This is a genomic window from Streptomyces sp. NBC_00631, assembly GCF_045206895.1.
Classification (GTDB): Bacteria; Actinomycetota; Actinomycetes; order Streptomycetales; family Streptomycetaceae; genus Streptomyces.
The window spans coordinates 9,491,964-9,511,651 of record NZ_CP107734.1; the positions used below are offsets into that span (position 1 = coordinate 9,491,964).

17 protein-coding genes are annotated in these 19,688 nt (G+C 71.5%); 9 read left to right on the forward strand and 8 right to left on the reverse strand.

Annotated elements, in window-relative coordinates:
- Positions 1-32: 32 nt before the first annotated feature.
- Together OHB00_RS42985 and OHB00_RS42990 are read right to left on the reverse strand one after the other, a co-directional pair.
- Complete coding sequence (locus OHB00_RS42985; RefSeq protein ID WP_406443313.1) at positions 33-1,310, reverse strand: ABC transporter substrate-binding protein; 1,278 nt, start codon at positions 1,308-1,310, stop codon at positions 33-35.
- A 78-nt stretch (positions 1,311-1,388) separates the two neighbouring features.
- Entirely contained in the window at positions 1,389-2,408 is a 1,020-nt protein-coding gene (locus tag OHB00_RS42990) for a carbohydrate kinase family protein (protein ID WP_406443315.1), read from the reverse strand.
- A 127-nt stretch (positions 2,409-2,535) separates the two neighbouring features.
- Between OHB00_RS42990 and OHB00_RS42995 the strand changes: the two genes are divergently transcribed.
- From OHB00_RS42995 to OHB00_RS43015, 5 genes are all read left to right on the forward strand, one after another.
- The gene (locus OHB00_RS42995; protein ID WP_406443317.1) at positions 2,536-3,300 is read left to right on the forward strand and encodes a DeoR/GlpR family DNA-binding transcription regulator; all 765 of its coding nucleotides are present in this window, start codon (positions 2,536-2,538) and stop codon (positions 3,298-3,300) included.
- Complete coding sequence (locus tag OHB00_RS43000) at positions 3,297-4,634, forward strand: 6-phospho-beta-glucosidase (protein ID WP_406443319.1); 1,338 nt, start codon at positions 3,297-3,299, stop codon at positions 4,632-4,634. Before OHB00_RS42995 ends, OHB00_RS43000 begins: the two co-directional genes overlap by 4 nt.
- Before the next feature lie 44 nt (positions 4,635-4,678).
- Positions 4,679-7,723, forward strand: coding sequence for an alpha-mannosidase (locus OHB00_RS43005; RefSeq protein WP_406443320.1), 3,045 nt, complete (start codon positions 4,679-4,681; stop codon positions 7,721-7,723).
- A gap of 4 nt (positions 7,724-7,727) precedes the next feature.
- Positions 7,728-8,978, forward strand: coding sequence for an alpha-L-fucosidase (locus OHB00_RS43010; protein ID WP_406443322.1), 1,251 nt, complete (start codon positions 7,728-7,730; stop codon positions 8,976-8,978).
- A gap of 191 nt (positions 8,979-9,169) precedes the next feature.
- Positions 9,170-10,045 (forward strand): sulfotransferase family protein, encoded by an 876-nt coding sequence (locus tag OHB00_RS43015; protein WP_406446228.1) that lies wholly within the window; start codon positions 9,170-9,172, stop codon positions 10,043-10,045.
- 27 nt (positions 10,046-10,072) lie between these two features.
- On the opposite strand, the gene OHB00_RS43020 is transcribed toward OHB00_RS43015, so the two are convergent.
- Both OHB00_RS43020 and OHB00_RS43025 read right to left on the reverse strand, forming a co-directional pair.
- Positions 10,073-11,752 (reverse strand): carbohydrate binding domain-containing protein, encoded by a 1,680-nt coding sequence (locus OHB00_RS43020; protein WP_406443323.1) that lies wholly within the window; start codon positions 11,750-11,752, stop codon positions 10,073-10,075.
- Positions 11,753-11,974: 222 nt separating this feature from the next.
- On the reverse strand, positions 11,975-13,102 hold the full coding sequence (locus tag OHB00_RS43025; protein WP_406443325.1) for an ATP-grasp domain-containing protein: 1,128 nt from the start codon (positions 13,100-13,102) through the stop codon (positions 11,975-11,977).
- Positions 13,103-13,490: 388 nt separating this feature from the next.
- On the opposite strand from OHB00_RS43025, the gene OHB00_RS43030 reads away from it, so the two are divergent.
- On the forward strand, positions 13,491-14,396 hold the full coding sequence (locus tag OHB00_RS43030; RefSeq protein WP_406443327.1) for a metallophosphoesterase family protein: 906 nt from the start codon (positions 13,491-13,493) through the stop codon (positions 14,394-14,396).
- Positions 14,344-15,024 carry a 4'-phosphopantetheinyl transferase gene (locus tag OHB00_RS43035; RefSeq protein ID WP_406443329.1) on the forward strand — a complete coding sequence of 227 codons (681 nt, stop codon included), beginning with the start codon at positions 14,344-14,346 and terminating at the stop codon, positions 15,022-15,024. The genes OHB00_RS43030 and OHB00_RS43035 overlap by 53 nt, the downstream gene beginning before the upstream one ends.
- A gap of 14 nt (positions 15,025-15,038) precedes the next feature.
- On the opposite strand, the gene OHB00_RS43040 is transcribed toward OHB00_RS43035, so the two are convergent.
- Complete coding sequence (locus OHB00_RS43040) at positions 15,039-15,266, reverse strand: hypothetical protein (protein WP_406446230.1); 228 nt, start codon at positions 15,264-15,266, stop codon at positions 15,039-15,041.
- A 254-nt stretch (positions 15,267-15,520) separates the two neighbouring features.
- On the opposite strand from OHB00_RS43040, the gene OHB00_RS43045 reads away from it, so the two are divergent.
- Entirely contained in the window at positions 15,521-16,531 is a 1,011-nt protein-coding gene (locus OHB00_RS43045) for an alpha/beta fold hydrolase (RefSeq protein WP_406446232.1), read from the forward strand.
- A 59-nt stretch (positions 16,532-16,590) separates the two neighbouring features.
- Here OHB00_RS43045 and OHB00_RS43050 read toward each other — a convergent pair whose 3' ends face one another.
- Both OHB00_RS43050 and OHB00_RS43055 read right to left on the reverse strand, forming a co-directional pair.
- Positions 16,591-17,160: a toxin-antitoxin system, toxin component gene (locus OHB00_RS43050; RefSeq protein WP_406446233.1), complete on the reverse strand. Its 570-nt coding sequence runs from the start codon at positions 17,158-17,160 to the stop codon at positions 16,591-16,593.
- 46 nt (positions 17,161-17,206) lie between these two features.
- A complete protein-coding gene (locus tag OHB00_RS43055; RefSeq protein ID WP_406443331.1) occupies positions 17,207-17,863 on the reverse strand; it encodes a helix-turn-helix domain-containing protein in 657 nt (218 codons plus the stop codon).
- Between the two features lie 247 nt (positions 17,864-18,110).
- Here OHB00_RS43055 and OHB00_RS43060 point away from each other — a divergent pair, with 247 nt between their 5' ends.
- Positions 18,111-18,782 (forward strand): hypothetical protein, encoded by a 672-nt coding sequence (locus OHB00_RS43060; protein WP_406443333.1) that lies wholly within the window; start codon positions 18,111-18,113, stop codon positions 18,780-18,782.
- A gap of 101 nt (positions 18,783-18,883) precedes the next feature.
- Here the strand turns inward: OHB00_RS43060 and OHB00_RS43065 are convergent, their stop codons facing one another.
- Positions 18,884-19,663, reverse strand: coding sequence for a cache domain-containing protein (locus OHB00_RS43065; protein WP_406443334.1), 780 nt, complete (start codon positions 19,661-19,663; stop codon positions 18,884-18,886).
- Between the last annotated feature and the right edge of the window lie 25 nt (positions 19,664-19,688).

Genomic DNA, 19,688 nt, shown 5'->3' on the forward strand with positions numbered 1-19,688 from the left:
CGGCGGGACCGGTGACCGGAGGTGACGTCACCTCAGTTCACCCCCTGCCGCCGGGCGATCTGCTTGGCCTGGCTGACCGCGTCGTTCCAGGCGTCGTCGGGCTTCTTGCCCTTGGCCTCGATGTTGGTCAGCTCCGTCATGTAGGGGGCCATGACGGCCGCGTCGGCCGGGGCCTCGTAGCTGTCCGGTATCGCCTTGGCGGCCGGACCGAAGACCTCGATGATCTTCTGGCCGCCGAAGAAGGCGTCCGGGCCGGTCATGGCCGGCATGGCGTACGCGGCCGGTGCGGCCGGGAAGATGGCGGCGTCGGTGAAGCCACGGGCGTCGTTGGCGGGGCTGAGGATCCAGCTGATGATCTTGAAGGCTTCCTCGGGGTTCCGGCACTGCTTGGGCAGCGCCAGGTAGGAGCCGCCCTGGTTGGCCGGTCCCACCGGGTTCGCGCAGACCCGCCACTTGCCCTTGGTCTGGGGCGCGGCCTGCTCGATGTCCAGCGCGTGCCAGGCCGCACCGAGCTCGGTGAGGAGGTTCTTGCCGACCGCGGCGTTCCAGCTGTTGTCGTTGATCTTGGCGTCGATGCCCAGGGTGTAGGGCCGCACGGCCGTGGTCCACGCGCTGCGGATGTGGTCCTGGTCGCCGATGAAGTGGTTGTTCTTGTCGATGAACCGCTGGGTGCCCTGGCCGACCGCGATGTTGAAGACGGAGCTGATGTTGTTGACCAGGAAGGTGCCGGGGTTCTTCTTCTGCAGCTCGGTGCCGAGCGTGAAGTAGTCGTCCCAGGTCTTGACCAGGGCGGCGACCTTGTCGGGGTCGGTGGCGATTCCGGCCTTGGCGAACAGGTCCTCGCGGTAGAAGAGCGCGGTGGGGCCGATGTCGATCGGGAAGCCGATCTGCTTGCCGTCGGTGGTCTGGGCGAGCTTGGTCTTCCAGCCCAGGTACTGGGAGGAGATCTTCTTGAAGCCCAGGTCGTTCAGGTCGAGGAAGCGGGAGGCGTTCGGCAGGAACGACGCGATGTCCTCGCCCTTGATGCCGGTGATGTCGGGCACGGAGGAGCCCGCGGCGAGGGTGGTGGTGAGCTTCTGCTTGAAGTCGCCGCCGATGGACGAGGCGGTCAGCGTGACCGCGCTGCTGAAGTGCGTCTTGGCCTCCGCGACCACCTTGTCGCTGAGCGCACCGCCCCAGTACCACAGGGTGAGGTTCTTGCCGTTCTTGGTGCCGCCCGACCCCGAGCCGCCGCCGCAGGCGACGGTCAGTCCGGACGCGGCCGCGGTGAGTGCGGCGGCCTGGAGGAAGCCTCTACGTGAAAGGTCCACGGGTCACTCCTGTTGTTCCTGTTCGTGGTACTGAGGGGCGTTGGGCTGTGGGGGCGTTGGGCGGTGGATCTGGTGGGGTCAGTGGGGCCGGGCGGGCGGGGTGACGGGGGCGTGGTGCACCGGGGAGCCCACGTCCGCCGGCAGGCGGTCGGCGAGGAAGCCGTACGCCGTCTTCAGGCCGGGGTCGGTCAGGGAGCGCCACCAGCGGTCGACGCCGTACCAGCCGGGGGCCGCGAGGGCGCCACCGTGGTGCCGGACGGACAGCCCGGCCGCGAGGACCGCGAAGCGCAACCGCTCGGCCAGCGGCCAGCCGCCGAGGGAGGCCGCGACGAAGCTCGCTCCGAACACGTCCCCGGCGCCCGTCGCGTCCAGGACGTCCACGGGGAGGGCCGGGACCTCCGCGTACTCGCCGGTGGTCTGGTCGACGGCCACCGCGCCGTCCCCGCCGCGGGTGACGACGGCCACCGGCACCAGCTCCGCGAGCGTACCGAGGGCCGCGACCGCGGTGTCGGTGCGGGTGTAGGCCATCGCCTCGGTCTCGTTGGGGAGGAAGGCGTGGCACAGGGCGAGCTGGTCGAGCAGGTCGCGGGACCACTCCTGGGTGGGGTCCCAGCCGACGTCGGCGTAGACGTGGGTGCCGTTCGCGGCTGCCTTGGCGATCCACTCGCGCGGCTCGGCCTCGATGTGCACGAGCGCCGTGCGCGCCTCGGGCGGGTCGCCCATCAGCGTGTCCTGCGAGTACGGGGGCTCCTGGCCGTGGGTGACGAGCGCCCGGTCGTGGCCGGTGGCCAGCGAGACGGTGACGGGGGTGGGCCAGCCGTCCGCGGTGCGGGACAGCGAGAGGTCGATGTCCTCCTGGTCGCACAGGACGTCCCGGCAGTACTCGCCGTAGAAGTCGTCCCCGAAGACCGTGGCCAGCGAGGTGCGCAGGCCGAAGCGGGCCGCGGCAACCGCGAGGTTCGCGATGCCGCCGGGGCCGCAGCCCATGCCGGCCGTCCAGATCTCCTCGCCCGCCGTCGGCGGCTTTCCCAGCCCCGTGAGGACGAGGTCGTAGAAGAGCAGCCCGGTCAGCAGCACATCGGGCCTTTCGTCGTCCACGTGCGCAGCCTCTCGTCAAAACTCGTCATTTTCGATGCCGGAATCGTGCGCCGCTCCGCGAGATTGGTCAATACCCGAGCAGAACTGAGCATGGATTTGATTGAAGATGACGAGTAGTGTTCGCCGCGTGCTGGCAGAACGACGACACCAACTCATCCTGCGGGCCCTGCGCGCCGGCGGCCCCGCTTCTGTGACCGACCTCTCCGAACAGCTGAGCGTGAGCCCGGCCACGATCCGGCGCGACCTGGTCAAGCTGGAGGAGGACGGGCTGCTCACCCGTGTCCACGGCGGCGCCGTCGTCGAGGAGGGCGACCAGCCCTTCGCCGAGGTGGCCGAGGTGCGCGTGGCCGAGAAGGACGCGATAGCCGCGTGCGCGGCGGCGCTGGTCGAGGACGGCCAGTCGGTGCTGCTCGACATCGGCACCACCGCCTTCCGGCTGGCCCGGCAGCTGCACGGCCGCCGGCTCACCGTCATCACCAGCAACCTGGTGGTCTACGAGGAACTCGCCGACGACGAGGGCATCGAGCTGGTGCTGCTCGGCGGCATGCTCCGCCGCGAGTACCGCTCCCTGGTCGGTTTCCTCACCGAGGACAACCTGCGCCAGCTGCACGCCGACTGGCTGTTCCTCGGCACCAGCGGGGTGCGCCCCGGCGGGCAGGTGATGGACACGACGGTCGTGGAGGTGCCGGTCAAGCGCGCCATGATCGGGGCGAGCGACAAGGTCGTGCTGCTCGCCGATGCCGCCAAGTTCCCGGGCACGGGCATGGCGAAGGTCTGCGGTCCCGGGGACCTGGACAAGGTGGTGACCAACGCGCCGGTGGATCCGGCGACCCGAGCCGCCCTGGAGGAGGCCGGTGTCGAGGTGGTCCTGGCAGGAAAGGCTCAAGCGTGAAACTGACGATTCTGGGCGGCGGCGGGTTCCGCGTGCCGCTCGTGTACGGCGCACTGCTGACGGACCGGGCCGAGGGGCGGGTCACCGAGGTCGTGCTGCACGACCTCGACGCAGGCCGGCTCTCCGCGGTCACCCGGGTCCTGGCCGAACAGGCGGCCGGCGTCCCCGACGCCCCCGCCGTGACCGCCACGACCGACCTGGACGAGGCCCTCACCGGCGCCGACTTCGTCTTCTCGGCGATCCGGGTCGGCGGCCTGGAGGGCAGGGCGGACGACGAGCGGGTGGCCCTGGCGCAGGGCGTCCTCGGCCAGGAGACGGTCGGCGCCGGAGGCATCGCCTACGGCCTGCGCACCGTGCCCGTCGCCGTCGACATCGCCCGGCGGGTGGCCCGGCTCGCCCCCGACGCCTGGGTCATCAACTTCACCAACCCCGCCGGACTGGTCACCGAGGCCATGTCCCGGCACCTCGGCGACCGCGTCATCGGCATCTGCGACTCCCCGGTCGGCCTCGGCCGCCGGATCGCCCGGGTGCTCGGCGGGAACCCGAAGGAGGCCTGGATCGACTACGTGGGCCTCAACCACCTCGGCTGGGTGCGCGGCCTGCACATCGCCGGCCGCGACGAGCTCCCGCGCCTGCTCGCCGACCCCGACCTGCTCGGCTCCTTCGAGGAGGGCAAGCTCTTCGGCGTCGACTGGCTGCAGTCCCTCGGTGCGATCCCCAACGAGTACCTGCACTACTACTACTTCAACCGCGAGGCCGTCCGCGCCTACCAGCAGGCCGAGAAGACCCGCGGCGCCTTCCTGCGCGACCAGCAGGCGCACTTCTACGAGGCGGTGACCGACCCGGGTGCCAAGGCCCTGGACGTCTGGGACCGCACCCGCGCCGAGCGCGAGGCCACCTACATGTCGGAGAACCGGGAGACGGCCGGCGCCGGCGAACGCGACGCCGACGACCTCTCCGGCGGCTACGAGAAGGTCGCCCTGGCCCTGATGCGGGCCATCGCCCGCGACGAGCGCACCACCCTGATCCTCAACGTCCGCAACCGCGACACCCTCTCGGTGCTCGACGGCGACGCCGTCATCGAGGTGCCCTGCCTGGTCGACGCCAACGGTGCCCACCCGGTCACCGTCGCCCCGCTGCCCGACCACGCCACCGGTCTTGTCTGCGCGGTCAAGGCGGTCGAGCGCGAGGTGCTCGCCGCGGCCGAGTCCGGCTCCCGGACGACGGCGGTGAAGGCGTTCGCGCTGCACCCGCTGGTCGACTCGGTGAACGTCGCCCGCCGGCTGGTCGAGGGGTACACCGAGGTCCACCCCGGCCTCGCGTATCTTAAGTAGTCAGCCGCCCGGAAAGCGCTTTCCATCCTTTTCTGGAGACTTCCATGCACGACGAACGCCGCCGGATCGAGGAGCGCGTAGAGCGCCTCCACACCCAGCGCATCAAGCCCGCGGTCTATGCGGCCTCCGTCCCCTTCGAGGTGTCCGCCTGGCAGGCCCCCGGGGAGCCGGTGCCCTTCGAGGAGGCCGCGGCAGCCACGTACGAGCCGTTCGCCATGGACACCCCGTGGGGCCCGCCGTGGGGCACCACCTGGTTCCGGATGCACGGGCAGGTGCCCGCCGAGTTCGCGGGCCGCCGCGTCGAGGCGGTCATCGACCTCGGCTTCGTCGGCGACTGGCCGGGCAACCAGGCCGAGGCCCTGGTCCACCTCACCGACGGGACCCCGCTCAAGGCGGTCAACCCGCTCAACCAGTACGTCCGGATCGCGAACCCGGCGGCCGGCGGCGAGGTGATCGACTACCTGGTCGAGGCCGCCTCCAACCCGGACATCCTGGCGAACAACTTCGCGGCCCCGACGCCGCTCGGCGACGTCCTGACCGCCGGCGACAAGCCGCTGTACACCTTCCAGCGCGCCGACATCGCCGTCCTCGACGAGGACGTCTGGCACCTCGACCTCGACGTCCAGGTGCTGAGCGAACTGATGCTGGAACTCGGCGAGCACGACCCGCGCCGCCACGAGATCATGCACGCCCTCGACCACGCGATGGACCTGCTGGACCTGGACGACATCTCCGGTTCGGCGGCCGCCGTCCGCGAGGTCCTGAAGCCGGTCCTCGCCAAGCCCGCCAACGCGAGCGCCCACCACATCTCCGGCGTAGGCCACGCGCACATCGACTCGGCCTGGCTGTGGCCGATCCGCGAGACCAAGCGCAAGACCTCCCGGACCTTCTCCAACGTGACATCGTTGGCGGACGAGTACGAGGAGTTCGTCTTCGCCTGCTCGCAGGCCCAGCAGTACGAGTGGGTCCGCGACAACTACCCGCAGGTCTGGGCCCGGATCCAGGAGTCGGTGAAGAAGGGCCAGTGGGCGCCGGTCGGCGGCATGTGGGTCGAGTCCGACGGCAATCTCCCCGGCGGCGAGGCGATCGCCCGCCAGCTCGTGCACGGCAAGCGGTTCTTCATCGAGCACTTCGGGATCGAGACCAAGGGCGTCTGGCTGCCCGACTCCTTCGGCTACAACGCGGCCTACCCGCAGCTCGCCAAGCTGGCCGGCAACGAGTGGTTCCTCACCCAGAAGATCTCCTGGAACCAGACCAACAAGTTCCCCCACCACACCTTCTGGTGGGAGGGCATCGACGGCACCCGCATCTTCACGCACTTCCCGCCCGTCGACACCTACAACGCCCGCTTCAGCGGCGAGGAGATGTCCCGCGCGGTCCGCAACTACGCGGAGAAGGGCGGCGCCACCCGCTCGCTGGCCCCGTTCGGCTGGGGCGACGGCGGTGGCGGCCCCACCCGCGAGATCATGGAGCGCGCCCGCCGCCTGAAGGACCTGGAGGGCTCGCCGCGCGTCGAGGTCGAGCACCCGGACGCGTTCTTCGCCAAGGCCCGCGCCGAGTACGAGGACGCCCCGGTCTGGGTCGGCGAGCTCTACCTGGAGCTGCACCGCGCCACCTACACCTCGCAGGCCCGCACCAAGCAGGGCAACCGGCGCAGCGAGCACAAGCTGCGCGAGGCCGAGCTGTGGGCGACCACGGCCGCGCTGCACGCGCCCGGCTACCGCTACCCGCACGAGAAGCTGGACCGGCTCTGGAAGACGGTCCTGCTCCACCAGTTCCACGACATCCTGCCGGGCTCCTCGATCGCCTGGGTGCACCGCGAGGCCGAGGCCGAGTACGCCCGGGTCGCCGTGGAACTGGAGGCGCTGACCGCCGAGGCGATCACCGCGCTGGGCGGCGGCTCGGCCCGCGTCTTCAACACCAGCCCCTACGCCCGCGCCGAGGTCGTCCGCGACGCCGCCGGCACCCCGGCGTACGTCGAGGTCCCCGCGAACGGCAGCGCACCGCTGACGGCCGCCGCCGAGGCCCCGCTGCCGGTGACCGTCGAGGGCCGGGTCATCGACAACGGACTCGTCCGGGTGGAGATCGCCGAGGACGGCACCCTGTCGTCCGTCCGCGACCTCCGCGCGAACCGCGAGGTCCTCGCCGGCCAGGGCAACCTGCTCCGCCTGCACACCGACCTCCCGAACTACTGGGACGCCTGGGACGTCGACAAGCACTACAAGAACCGCTACACGGACCTGCTCGACCCTTCGGAGATCACGGTCGCCGACGCGGACCCGCTGCTCGGCTCGATCCGGGTCACGCGCCCCTTCGGCAACGGCTCGACGATCACCCAGACGATCACCGTCCGCGCCGGCAGCCCCCGGATCGACTTCGAGACGGACATCGACTGGCACGAGGCCGAGAAGTTCCTCAAGGCCGGCTTCCCGGTGGACATCCGGGCCGCGCACTCCTCCGCCGAGATCCAGTTCGGCCACGTCCAGCGGCCCACGCACACCAACACCACCTGGGAAGCGGCCCGCTTCGAGGTCTCCGGCCACCGCTGGGTGCACCTCGCGGAGCCCGGCTACGGCGTCGCCGTCATCAACGACTCCACGTACGGCCACGACGTCTCCCGCACGGTCCGCGAGGACGGGGGTACGACCACCACGGTCCGCCTCTCACTGGTCCGCGCCCCGCGCGTCCCGGACCCGGGCGCCGACCAGGGCCGGCACCGCTTCACGTACTCGTTGCTGCCGGGCGCCACGATCGGTGACGCGGTGGCCGAGGGCTACGCCCTCAACCTGCCGCTCCGGGTGGCCGACGCGGCCGGCGAGCCGCAGCCGGTGGTCTCCGCGGAGGGCGAGGGTGTGACGGTCGAGGCGGTCAAGCTGGCCGACGACGCCTCCGGCGACGTCGTGGTCCGGCTCTACGAGTCCCGGGGCGGCCGCGCCCAGGGCGTCCTGCGCACCGGCTTCCCGCTGGCCGGCGCCCAGGTGACCGACCTGCTGGAGCGCCCCCTGGAGGACGCCGACGTGGACGGTGACACCGTCTCCGTCGCGCTGCGCCCCTTCCAGATCCTCACCCTCCGACTGCAGAGGAGCTGACCGGATGCCGATGCAACCCTGGTTCACCGACGCCAAGTTGGGGATCTTCGTGCACTGGGGCATCTACGCCGTGGACGGCGTCCAGGAGTCCTGGTCCTTCTACGACGACATCGTGCCGCACGAGCAGTACATGTCCCAGCTGCCCCGCTTCACCGGCGCCCGGTACGACCCGAAGGCGTGGGCGGACCTGTTCGCCCGCGCCGGCGCGAAGTACGCCGTGCTGACGAGCCGTCACCACGACGGTGTGGCCCTGTGGGACACGGCGTACGGCGACCTCAACCTCGGCAGGGACTACCTCGGGCCGTATGCCGAGGCCCTGCGCGAGAACGGCCTCAAGGTCGGCCTCTACTACTCGCACTCCGACTGGAACCACCCCGACTACGCCTCCACGCGCAAGCCGGGCCGTCCGCCGGAGCTGGAGGACAACCGCTACTCGGAGGTCGCGGCCGAGGACGAGGACCTGGCCGCCTGGGAACGCTTCATCGCCTACCGGGACGGCCAGATGACGGAGCTGGCCTCGCGCTACCGGCCGGACCTGATGTGGTTCGACGGGGAGTGGGACCGCAGTGAGGAGCAGTGGCGGATCCCCGAACTCGCCGCGCTGATCCGCTCGTACTCGCCGCATGTCGTCTTCAACGCGCGCATGCTCAGCGAGGGCGACTACGCGACGCCCGAGCAGGGCGCCCCCATCGTGCCGCCGGACGGCCCCTGGGAGCTGTGCCTGACGATCAACGACTCGTGGGGTTACCAGCACCACGACCACAACCACAAGTCCCTCGCCCAGCTGATCCGCTACTTCACCGAGACCATCGGGGGCGGCGGCAACCTGCTGCTCGACGTCGGCCCCATGGAGGACGGCACCATCCCGCAGCCGCAGGTCGAACGGCTGGAGGGACTGGGGGAGTGGATCCGCAGGCACGCGGCGGCGGTGTACGGGACGGTGCGCGGGCTCCCGGCCGGGCACCACTACGGTCCCAGCACCCTCTCCGCCGACCGGCGCACCCTCTACCTCACCCTGTTCGACATCCCGCGCACCGAGATCGGGGTCCGGGGCCTGGCGACGGCGGTCCGCAGGGTCACCGTGCTGGGCACCGGCACCGAACTGGACCACCGGGTGATCGGCGGGCTGCACGAGGCGGTCGGCGTGCTGTGGATCGACCCGCCTGCCGCGGCCGACCTCGACCCGTACGCCACCGTCCTCGCCGTCGAACTGGACGGCGAGCTGGAGCTGTACCGGGGATCCGGCCGGTTCTGATCCGGTTCACTCAGGTATGCCCGAAGTTCTCATATGAAGAATTAAGAGAACGGTAAGTAGGCAGGTCGCGGCGGCTTTTCGGGCCGCCGTGACCCTGTCGGTTTGCCTCTTGGACATCTTGAGTTCGCCTGTCACCCCTGGGATGCGATCGGCAGGGACGACAGAAAGGCATCACCGTGCGAGACCCGCGAATGTCCGCGATCGCCAAGGGGCTGAAGCGCCGGGGCCGGCTCATGGCGCAGGCGGTGAGCCCGCCACGCAAGACCCTGGACGCCATCCCGACCCAGCGCCCCGCCGAGCGGCCGCAGCAGGCCTTGGACGGCTATGCGGCGCCGCTCGCCCCCCGCCTGGTCCGGTCCCCGGCCTTCGTGCTGTCCTCGGTGCGCTCCGGCTCGACACTGCTGCGGGTCCTGCTGAACAGCCACAGCCGCATCCGCGCCCCGCACGAGATGCATCTGCGCACGGTCCACGTCCGCATGTCCCGGGAGTTCACGGCGGACGCGATGAAGGAGCTCGCCCTCGACCGCGAGGAGCTGGAGCACGTGCTCTGGGACCGGGTGCTGCACCTGGAGCTCAGCCGCAGCGGCAAGGACGTCATCGTCGACAAGACCCCGCCGAACACCCTCATCTGGCCCCGGCTGCACCGATGTTGGCCCGAGGCCCGGTTCATCCTGCTGCTGCGCCACCCCGGTGCCGTCGTCCAGTCCCTGACCAGCCGCCGCGCCGACCCCGACCACGAGGCGATCCGCGCCGAGGTCCTGAGCTACGCGGAGAAGCTCGAAGACGCCCGCCAGAACCTCACCGACGCCCACGTGATCACGTATGAGGACCTCACCGCCGACCCGGAGCGGATCACCCGCGGCCTGTGCGAGTACCTCGGCGTCCCGTGGGAGAGCGGCATGCTCGACTACGGCAAGCAGGACCACGGCACGTTCCGGCCGAAACTCGGCGACTGGAGCAAGGAGATCAGGTCCGGACGCATCCAGGCCGCCCGCCAGGCCGACCCCTCCGCCGAACTCCCGCCCCGGCTGGCCGAGATAGCGAAGGCGTGGGGATACCCGGTCTAGGCACCCCCACGCCACGGTCCCCGGTGCTCAGCCGGTGAAGCCGGCCGTGATCGAGGTGAACTGCCAGTTGCTCTGGCTGATCCCGGAGCAGTTGCTCACCACGCCGCCGCCCGCGCAGCCGCGGTCCCGGTTGACCGCCCAGAACGCGAGCCGGGCGATGTGGTGCGAGTTCCCCCAGTCACGGATCTGCGTCCAGATCGCCGGGGTCGTGGTCTCCTGCTGGTCGGACAGCCCGTTCATGCCGGAGATCCCGATGTGCGCGTAGGCCGTCGCGTCGTCCCAGCCGAACGTGGACTTCAGCTTGGTCTTCAGCCCCTCGGCCGCGGCGACCGTGTTGCCGTACATGTCGGAGCCGCCGCCGAAGTCGAACGGCATGATCGTGAAGACGTCGATGTCGGCGCCGATCGACTGAGCCTGCTCGATCAGCCGGTTGCCGTAGTACGTCGGGCCGGTGGTGGACGTCCCGAAGGTGACGATCGTCTTCAGGCCGGCGTTGTTGGCCTTGACCGTCTTCAGGGCGGTCAGGATCTTCGCCTGCACGGCCTCGTTCTCGAACTCGTCCGTGTTCTCGATGTCCATGTCGACGGACTTGAGGCCGTAGGCGTCGATCACCTTCTGGATCGCCCCGGCCAGCGCGCTCGCGGAGGAGCAGTTGGCGCCGAGCTTGCTGCCCTGCCAGCCGCCGAAGGACGGCGTGACGTCACCGCCGGCCGCCTTGATCTGGTTGATCGCGGTCTGGTCGGCGCCGCCGGTCAGTGCCCGGCTGCCGTCCCACGCCGGGGTGCAGCCGCCCGAGTCCAGCACGAAGGCCATGGTGAAGTTCTTGATGCCGGTCGCGCTCATCACGGTGGACGGGCTCGGCGGATCACCCCAGCCCTCGTAGAGGTAGGGCGCCGCCTGCTTGAAGCCGCTCCCGCCGCCGCTGCCCGCGCTCGTCGTCACGGACACCGAGTTGGAGGCCGCCGACACGTTCCCGGCCGCGTCCCGCGCCTTCACCGTGAACGTGTACGCCGTACTGGCCGACAGCCCGCTCACCGTGGCCGAGGTCCCGGAGACGCTCGTCGCCAGGGTCGACCCGCGGTAGACGTCATAGGCCGCCACCCCGACGTTGTCCGTCGAGGCCGACCACGACAGCGACACGCTCGACGAGGTCTTCCCGGTGGAGGTGAGGTTCGTGGGCGCGGTGGGCGCCTGCGTGTCGGAGCTGCCGCCGGGCCCGTCGAGGCTGATGTCGTCCGCGTAGTACGTCCCCTGGGCGTACCACCCGTGGACATAGATCTGGGCGCTGGTCTGCGCGGCCCCGGTGGTGAAGGAGACCGTCAGCCGGCTGTACTGGGACGCCGAGGTCGTCCAGGTGGAGGCGCCGCCGGTCACCCCGAGGTAGACGTACGAGCCGCGGACCCAGCCGCTGAGCGAGTACGTCGTGCTGGGCTGCACGGCGACGGTCTGCGTGCACTGGGCGGTGTCACTGGAACTCGCGGCCCCCGCGAGCGCCTTGGAGCCGCCGTGCACGGGCGAGGACACGACCGAGCCGAGGTTCCCGGAGCAGGACCACGGAGAGAGGCTCCCCGACTCGAAGCCGGGGTTGGACAGGATGTTGGCCGCCTGCGCGGTACCGGGCAGCGCGACGGCCCCGGCGAGCGCGAGAGCGGCGGACCCGAGCAGGGCGAATATCCGGCGTCTTGAACGTCTGAGCGAGTTGCGCACGCGATCTCCCTGAAGGAATGGGGGTGTTCGGGAGTAGCACGAAGGTGCAAGGAGGTGCGCAACCAAGTTGGTATGGACCAATCCACCTGTCAAGGAGAGGAACGTGAATTGGTCCATACCGGTGAGGTGAAGCGCCCCGAAAGGGGCGCGGGGCTGTGTTGAATATGCGGCTCCGCCGCGTGGGCGCGAGAAACCACGACGGCGCAGCACCCGGCCGACACCCTAGAGCGGCAGCACCTCCGCCGCCTCCACCGACCCAACGGCAACAGGCGCAGGCACCGCGGCCTGCAGCACCACCTCTTCCGCCTCCTCCCGATGCACGGGAACCGACGGGAGTACAGGCTTCGGCCCCGACACCACCGCGTAGTCCTGCCCAAGGAACGGCGGCTCGATCACCCCGGGGTCCTCGCCCAGCGCCAACTGCACAGCCGCCCAGGGCGCGTTGACCCCGCAGAGCGAGAGCTGGTGCAGCCCGCCGGCCGGCCGCGTGTTGACGTCGAGCAGCACGGGCTGGTCGCCGTACATCCGGAACTGGATGTTGGACAGGTAGTGCAGCCCGAAGCCCTCGGCGATGATCCGCGCCGGCTTCAGCCACTGCTCGTCGAGGGTGAACCCGCGCCGACGCCCCTTCTTGGTGCGGCCCACGGCCATCCGGACCCGGTTGTCCGGCCCGGTGAGGCAGTCGACGGACACCTCCGGCTCCTCCAGCCGCGGCATCACCAGCCAGTCCACCGGCTCTTCGGCCCGCCGCAGCGCGTCCACGACCAGGTCGAACTGGACGTACGGCCCGGGGAACCCGTTGAGGTGAAAGAGCGAGAAGGGGGAGCGCGTGATCACGCGGAAACCGACACCACCCGCACCGGCGGCCGGCTTGAAGCAGGCCCTGTGCCCGCCCGCCTCCAACTCCTCCACCGCGGCGACGAGTTCGTCCGCCGTGCGGACCCGCGACCAGGGTGGTACCGGGACGCCCACCGAGCTCACCGCCTGGTACGCGGTCGCCTTGTCCTCGAAGACCGCGGTGCCCTCGGGCGTCGGCGCCAGCAGGGCCGTGCCGATCGCCTCGAAGTCGGCCCGGTGGGCCACGATCGCCGACTGGTGCAGCCGGGGCACGAAGACATCGATGCCCCGGCGCTGGCACTGGTCCAGGGCGTACTCGACGTAGGCGGCCGGGGACAGGCCCTCCGGCTCCAGGTCGGCGGTGTCGGCGGCGGCCAGCACGGGGGAGTCGGCGTCACCGTGCGTCGCATGGATCTCGACCGCCCGGTCGCTGGGATTTCTCCGCAGCTGATCCATGAAGAACACGTTCTCCGCGTACGTGCGGTTGAGCCAGACGCGTACGCGAGAGCGCATTAAAGCCGCCTTTCGGGGTTTTCGGGCAGGGCTCAGCGGGCCCGTGCCCGGGCAGGGTGGTTGGAGGGACACCAAACCGCCCTGTGCGAAGGGAAGTTCGTGGCGGTGGTGTTGGGGGGATCATACGGCTTTCAAGGGGCCTCGCGTGCAACACGAGTGTTACGGATTTCCCCGTCCTGTCCACGCGCGTTTTCCTGCACCGTCTTCGCCGGTTTCCTTGACGGCCGCTACCGGCCCGGAACCGCCCCGGCGCCGCTCCGGCGCCGGCCCGCGACCGGCCCTGGACCGGCCGGGTGGTGGCCGACGGGCCGTCGGACGGGTGGTCTTGTTCCCGCCCCCCGAAGTGTGTTGTGGTGGGGGCCGACGACATGATCGGAAGGGGTACGGGGTGGAGTCCACGGCCGGTGCCGGGCAGTTGCTGGCCATCAGCGACCTGCACATCTCGTACCCGGAGAACCGCGAGCTCGTCGAGAAGATGCGTCCGGAAACGGACGAGGACTGGCTGATCGTCGCCGGTGACATCGCGGAGACCGTCGCCGACATCCGCTGGGTGCTGCAGACCCTCGCCGGCCGCTTCCGCAAGGTGCTGTGGGCGCCCGGCAACCACGACCTGTGGACGCATCCCAAGGACCCGGTCACCCTGCGCGGAGTCGCCCGCTACGAGCACCTGGTCGACCTCTGCCGGGAGCTGGGCGTGGTCACCCCCGAGGACCCGTACCCGGTCTGGGAGGGCCCGGGCGGCCCGGTCGTCGTGGCCCCGCTGTTCCTGCTGTACGACTACTCCTTCCTGCCGGCCGGCTGCGCCACCAAGGAGGAGGGCCTCGCCTACGCGCACGGCACCGGCATCGTCTGCAACGACGAGTACCTGCTGCACTCCGATCCCTACCCGACCCGCGAGGACTGGTGCCGGGCCCGGGTCGAGGCGACCGAGCGCCGGCTCGCCGAGCTGCCGGCCGAGCTGCCGACCGTGCTGGCCGGGCACTATCCGCTGGACCGGCACCCCACGGACGTGCTCTGGTACCCGGAGTTCGCCATGTGGTGCGGCACCACCCGCACCGCCGACTGGCACCGCCGCTTCCGCGTGGAGACCATGGTCTACGGTCACCTGCACATTCCGCGGACCACCTGGCTCGACGGGGTCCGCTTCGAAGAGGTCTCCGTGGGATATCCCCGAGAGTGGCGCAAGCGTTCCGAGGAACCGGGGCGGCTGCGCCGAATTCTGCCGATGGAGGTCGGAACCGGTGATCGAGGAGCTGCTCCCGGACTCGGTGGTGGCCGTGGAGATGCTCGGTGACGAGGCGATCCGCGAGGCCCCGCTCTACCCCGAGGAGGCGGCGCTGGTCGCCCGGGCCGTGCCCAAGCGCCGCCGTGAGTTCTCCGCTGTGCGCGCCTGCGCCCGGCGCGCCATGGAGAAGCTCGGAGTCCCGCCGCAGCCGATCGTGAGCGGCGAGCGCGGCGCCCCGCGCTGGCCGGACGGGCTGGTCGGCAGCATGACCCACTGCGAAGGCTACTGCGCCGCCGCCCTGGTCCGCGCCACCGACCTGGTCTCCCTCGGCATCGACGCCGAACCGCACGCCGCGCTCCCCGAGGGCGTCGCCGAGTCCGTGCTGCTCCCCGCCGAGCGGCAGCGGCTCGCCCTGCTCGCGGCCGAACGGCCCGGCGTGCACTGGGACCGCCTGCTGTTCAGCGCCAAGGAGTCCGTCTACAAGGCCTGGTTCCCCCTCACCGGGAAGTGGCTGGACTTCATGGAGGCCGACATAGAGCTCGTCCCGGAGCCCGGTGAGAGGCCTCACGGCATCCTGCGCGCCCGCCTCCTGGTCCCCGGCCCGGAGGTCGGCGGGCGGCCGCTGGAGGTCTTCGAGGGCCGCTGGAGCGTGGCGCACGGGATGCTGACCTCCGCCGTGGTCGTGCCGCACCCCTGACGCCCCGCGCCGGCTCAGGTGGGTGGGCACCAGTCGTGCAGGAGCCGGAAGAACGCGTCCTCGTTGCCCGTCAGTCCGGCGCCGGCCAGGGCCTCCTCGGCCTCGGCGAGCACGGCGGGCGGCACCACGAAGGGGCGCGGGGCGTCGGGCGGTCCGTCGAAGGCGGCGCGCACGGTGTGCAGGAGCCGCAGATAGGCCTGGACGGCGGCGCGTTCACGGTCGGTCAGTACGGCGGTGTGCATCGGTCGGCTCTCCCCGTCGGTCGTCGTGGTCACGCGCCCGGACGGCGCGGGCACACCGGGTGTACGGTGCGCACCCCCCAGCTTGCCGTCCACCACTGACAACGCCCCCGCGCCCGGCCCCGGTTCGCCCGCTTAGCGGAGGCGAAACCTCACCGAAACTCCGTGGGGAAATGTCTTCCTACCCTGGAAGGAGAGGGATCCGGCCGGGCGGCAGCGCCCGGGACAGCGGGGGAGGCCGAGCCGTGTCGGAAGCGATGCCCAGCCGTTCACGGCGCACCGCGCACCTGCGCCCGGTGGGCGAAGGGGAATTCGTGGCGCGCCACCGGGTCGTGCACGGGTACCGGCGTGCCTACCGTATCGCCGGCGACGGGCCCGCCCTGGTCCTCATCCACGGCATCGGGGACTCCTCGGCGACCTGGGCGAAGCTCATCCCCGACCTCGCCCGCACCCACACCGTGATCGCCCCCGACCTCCTCGGCCACGGCGAGTCGGACAAGCCCCGCGCCGACTACTCGGTCGCCGCCTACGCCAACGGGGTGCGGGATCTGCTGACGACCCTGGGCATCGAGTCCGCCACCCTCGTCGGGCACTCGCTGGGCGGGGGAGTCGCGATGCAGTTCGCCTACCAGTTTCCCGAGCGCACCGAGCGGCTCGTCCTGGTCAGCGCGGGCGGGGTGGGCCGCGAGGTCAACCCGGTACTCCGGCTCGTCTCGCTCCCCGGTGCCCATCTGCTGCTGTCCGCGCTGCGGCTGCCCGGTATGCGACTCCAGGTGGGCCTGGCCGTGCGCCTGCTGAGGCTTCTGGACACCGGCCTCGGCCAGGACGCGCCGGAACTGCTCACCCTGGTCGACGCGCTCCCCGACGAGACCTCCCGCAACGCCTTCATCCGCACCCTGCGCGCGGTCGTCGACTGGCGCGGCCAGGTCGTCACCATGCTGGACCGCTGCTATCTGACCGAGGGCATGCCGACCATGCTGCTGTGGGGCGACCGCGACAGCGTGGTCCCGGTACGGCACGCCCACCACGCCCGTGAGGCGATGCCCGGTGCCCGGCTGGAGATCTTCGAGGGTGCCGGGCACTTCCCGTTCCACTCCGACCCGGCCCGGTTCGTATCCCTGATCCGGGAGTTCACCGACGCCACCGCTCCGGCGGACTGGAGCCGTGAGCACTGGCGCACCCTGCTCCTCGACGGCCGCCCCGACACCGGCCCCGGCGCGCCCGCGCAGCGGGACCTGCGCGAGGCGAGCGAGCGCAGCGCCACCTGAGCGTGTGCCGCGGTGGTCACGACCCCGGCCACGCACCCCGGCCACGGGCCGGGGGTGCGTCACTTCCCCAGATAGCCCAGCGACGTCTCGATGCGGCCCGCCACGTCGTGCCGGCGCACCGGCCCGCGCAGGACCGAACCCGCGAGCCAGGTCCGGCACTTGCTGGCCAGCAGCAGCCCGAAGGTCTCCGCGTCCCGTTCCTCGGCCCGGTCGAAACGGGTGCGGGCGGCCACCCGCTGGACGGCGGCCTGGAGCGCGGCCTGGTCGGCCTCGGTACGGGGGCCCGCGTCAAAGCCGGTGCCGGTGGCCGCGCCGAGCAGCCGCGCGGCCACCCCGACCCCCTCCACGTCATGGCCGCAGTGCTCGGCGTGCATGTGCCACAGCTCGTGGCCGAGGATCACCAACTGGTGGTCGGGCACGGTGCGTTCCTCGACGACGACCAGGTCGCGGTCGGCCAGGTCGAGCCAGAGCCCGCTGGCCGTGCCGGGCGGGAAGACGGCCGTACGGAACTGGACGGGGCGGCCGCGGCGGCGGCCCAGCGCGTCGCACAGTGCCCGGTACAGCTCCTGCGGGGGAGCGGGCGCGGGCACGCTCAGCTCCCCGACCAGCTCGCCGCTCAGCCGGCGCATGTCCCTGCCGATGCCCACTCTTCTCCCTCGGCTCACGACTCTCGGCTCACGACTGGGGCCGCTTGACGCTCTCCAGGAGCATGTCCAGCCATTCCGCGACCTTGTCCCGGTGCTGGTCGGTGGGCAGCTGGGCGGCACGCCAGGCGATACCGCGCACCCCGTGGTCCTGCAGCAGCCGCTCCAGCGGGTCCTCGGCGGTCTCGGCGGCGGCCCGCTCCCGGTCGGCCAGCTTCTGCAGCAGCTCCTGCTCGACGCGCTGCAGGGCGCCGGCGAGCGCCTCGGGGTCCTCGGCGGTGAGGAAGCCGGCGTGCACGCGGAAGAAGCGCTGGAGGGCGTCGCAGTGCTCCATGGTCGGCCGCCGGTCACCGTTGATCAGGGCGCCGGCCTGCTGCCGTGACATGCCCGCGCCGTCGGCGATCTCCTGCTGGGTGTGCTTGCGGCCGTTCGGCTTGAGCCGGGTGCGGCGCAGCAGGTCCAGGCGTTGCAGGAAGCGGGCCTGGACGTCGGGCTCGCCCGCCGGGCGGCCGGTCAGCAGGGCCCGGACCACGGGCTCGGGGACACCGCAGGCGAAGGAGAGCCGTCCGACGTGGAAGACCTCGGCGTGCGGGACACCGAGCCGGTCGGCGAGCGCGGTGACGCGGGCGACGGCGGCCGGCAGCTGGGCGGTCGCCGTGGCGCCCGGATCCTCGTAGCCATCCGTCACCGACAGAACTCCTACGTCTCTCAGGGGAATCAGGGGCTTCTCACAAGCAGCGCCGTCTGGACTTCCCGGCATGAACCCCCCGGAGATTAGCCGGTCATTCGAACTCACATCCAGGTCTCGCCACAACTGTGGCCAATTTCGGACGTCAACAGGCATGAAATGCCACGATAGTTGACATGACTCAGGGTGGGGCAGCAGGATCACATCGCCGCGAGAAGGCCGCATAGGCAAGAGGGGTGACCTCCCGATGGCATATCAGGCAGGTGGGCGGCGGCCGGCGCCGCGGCCCGTCCCCGAAGGCCTTGAGGCCCAGGCGTACCTCCAGGACTACGCGTTACTGGTGGACGCGGTCCCCTTCCCGTCCCTGGTGGTGGACCACCGCTGGGACGTGGTGCTGGCCAACGGCGCGTTCGAGACACTTTTCCGGGCGGTCGCCCCGCATCCCACCGCGATGCCGGGGGACAACTTCCTGCGCTTCGTCCTGTTTCATCCGGATGCCGGAACGATTCTCGACGCCCACGAGGCGGGCTGGTGCCTGCCGATGCTGGCGCAGTTCAAGAGCACCCTGGAGCGCTACGGCCACGACCACGAACTTCAGTCGATCCGCCGGGAGATCGCCCAGGACCCCATCATGGAGGCCGCCTTCCGGCAGGGCCTGCCGCACTGGCTGCGCGCCGTCGGCGAGGTGGGCGCACAGCTCGACGGAGCCGTCCGGTCCCTGGTGCACCCGGACCCGCTGCTGGGCGCCACCGAGTGCCGCGTCGTCGGCGAAACCCCCAAGGCCCTTCAGGACATGGGCTACGCGCGTTACACCCTGGTGCTGCGCGCCGCCCCCCGCCCCGCCGCCGCCCCGCGCCGCTCCCGGCGGCCCGGCGGTCTGGGCGCCCATCTGACCGTCGTCCCGGCTCCCGAAGGCTGACCCGGCACCGCCGGCGTTCAGGTCGCCGACGGCGCCGGGCCGGACGCCGGCGTCCTCCCGGCCCCGCCACGGCGCCGTTGCGGCCCCGCCTCCACCCCGTCTCATCCACCCGCCACCATCAGGACCAGGGGCACGCCCCGGCACGGCACCAGTCGCGTCCCGCCGAACGTGCCCGGCCGCCCGCTCTCCAGGACCGCCGCGAAGTCCGGTCCCTTGGCCAGTGAACCCGCCAGCTGGGCCGGGTCGGCCGACGCCGCCACCCGGCCGCGGGCGTTGACCAGCCGCGCGGGTCCGGGCAGCCCGCGCAGCAGCGGCAGCGCGGCCGCCTCGAAGTGCCGCAGATACACGTCGGCCGCGGCCACGCCCAGGAACCGGCCGCCCACCTCCACCGGCGCGGAGAGCGTGAGGCTGTACTCGTCCGAGCAGAGGTAGTCGACGTACGGCCCGGCCACCGCCCGCCGCCCGGTGTCCCGGGGCAGCGCGAACCAGTCCCAGTGCGTGTAGTCGGAGTAGGCCGAGGTGCGCGGGTCGAGGTCGAGGAGCAGCGGCCGCACGTCCCCGGAGGCGTCGCTCTGCCACCACTCCAGCCAGGCCGGGACGTCGGCCAGCACCCCGGGCGCCGCCACGAACCCGACACCGGAGACCAACTCCTGCCGGGCCAGGCGCAGATGGAGGCCGGGGCGCAGGGCGGCGAGGTCGGCGGTCACGGGCCGGCGGCCCTCGGCGGCCACCCGGGCCAGCAGCGCGGCGGTGTCGGCGCGGGTGGCCGCGACGGCGTCGAACACCGCTTCCAGGGCGTGGCCCACCCGCGCGGCCACGTACTCCTCGGCGGCGTCGAGCGTGGCCGCCGCCGCGGGGGAGGGGACGGTGCTGCGGCTCATGGTGCCCTCCGGCGGACGGGGGAGC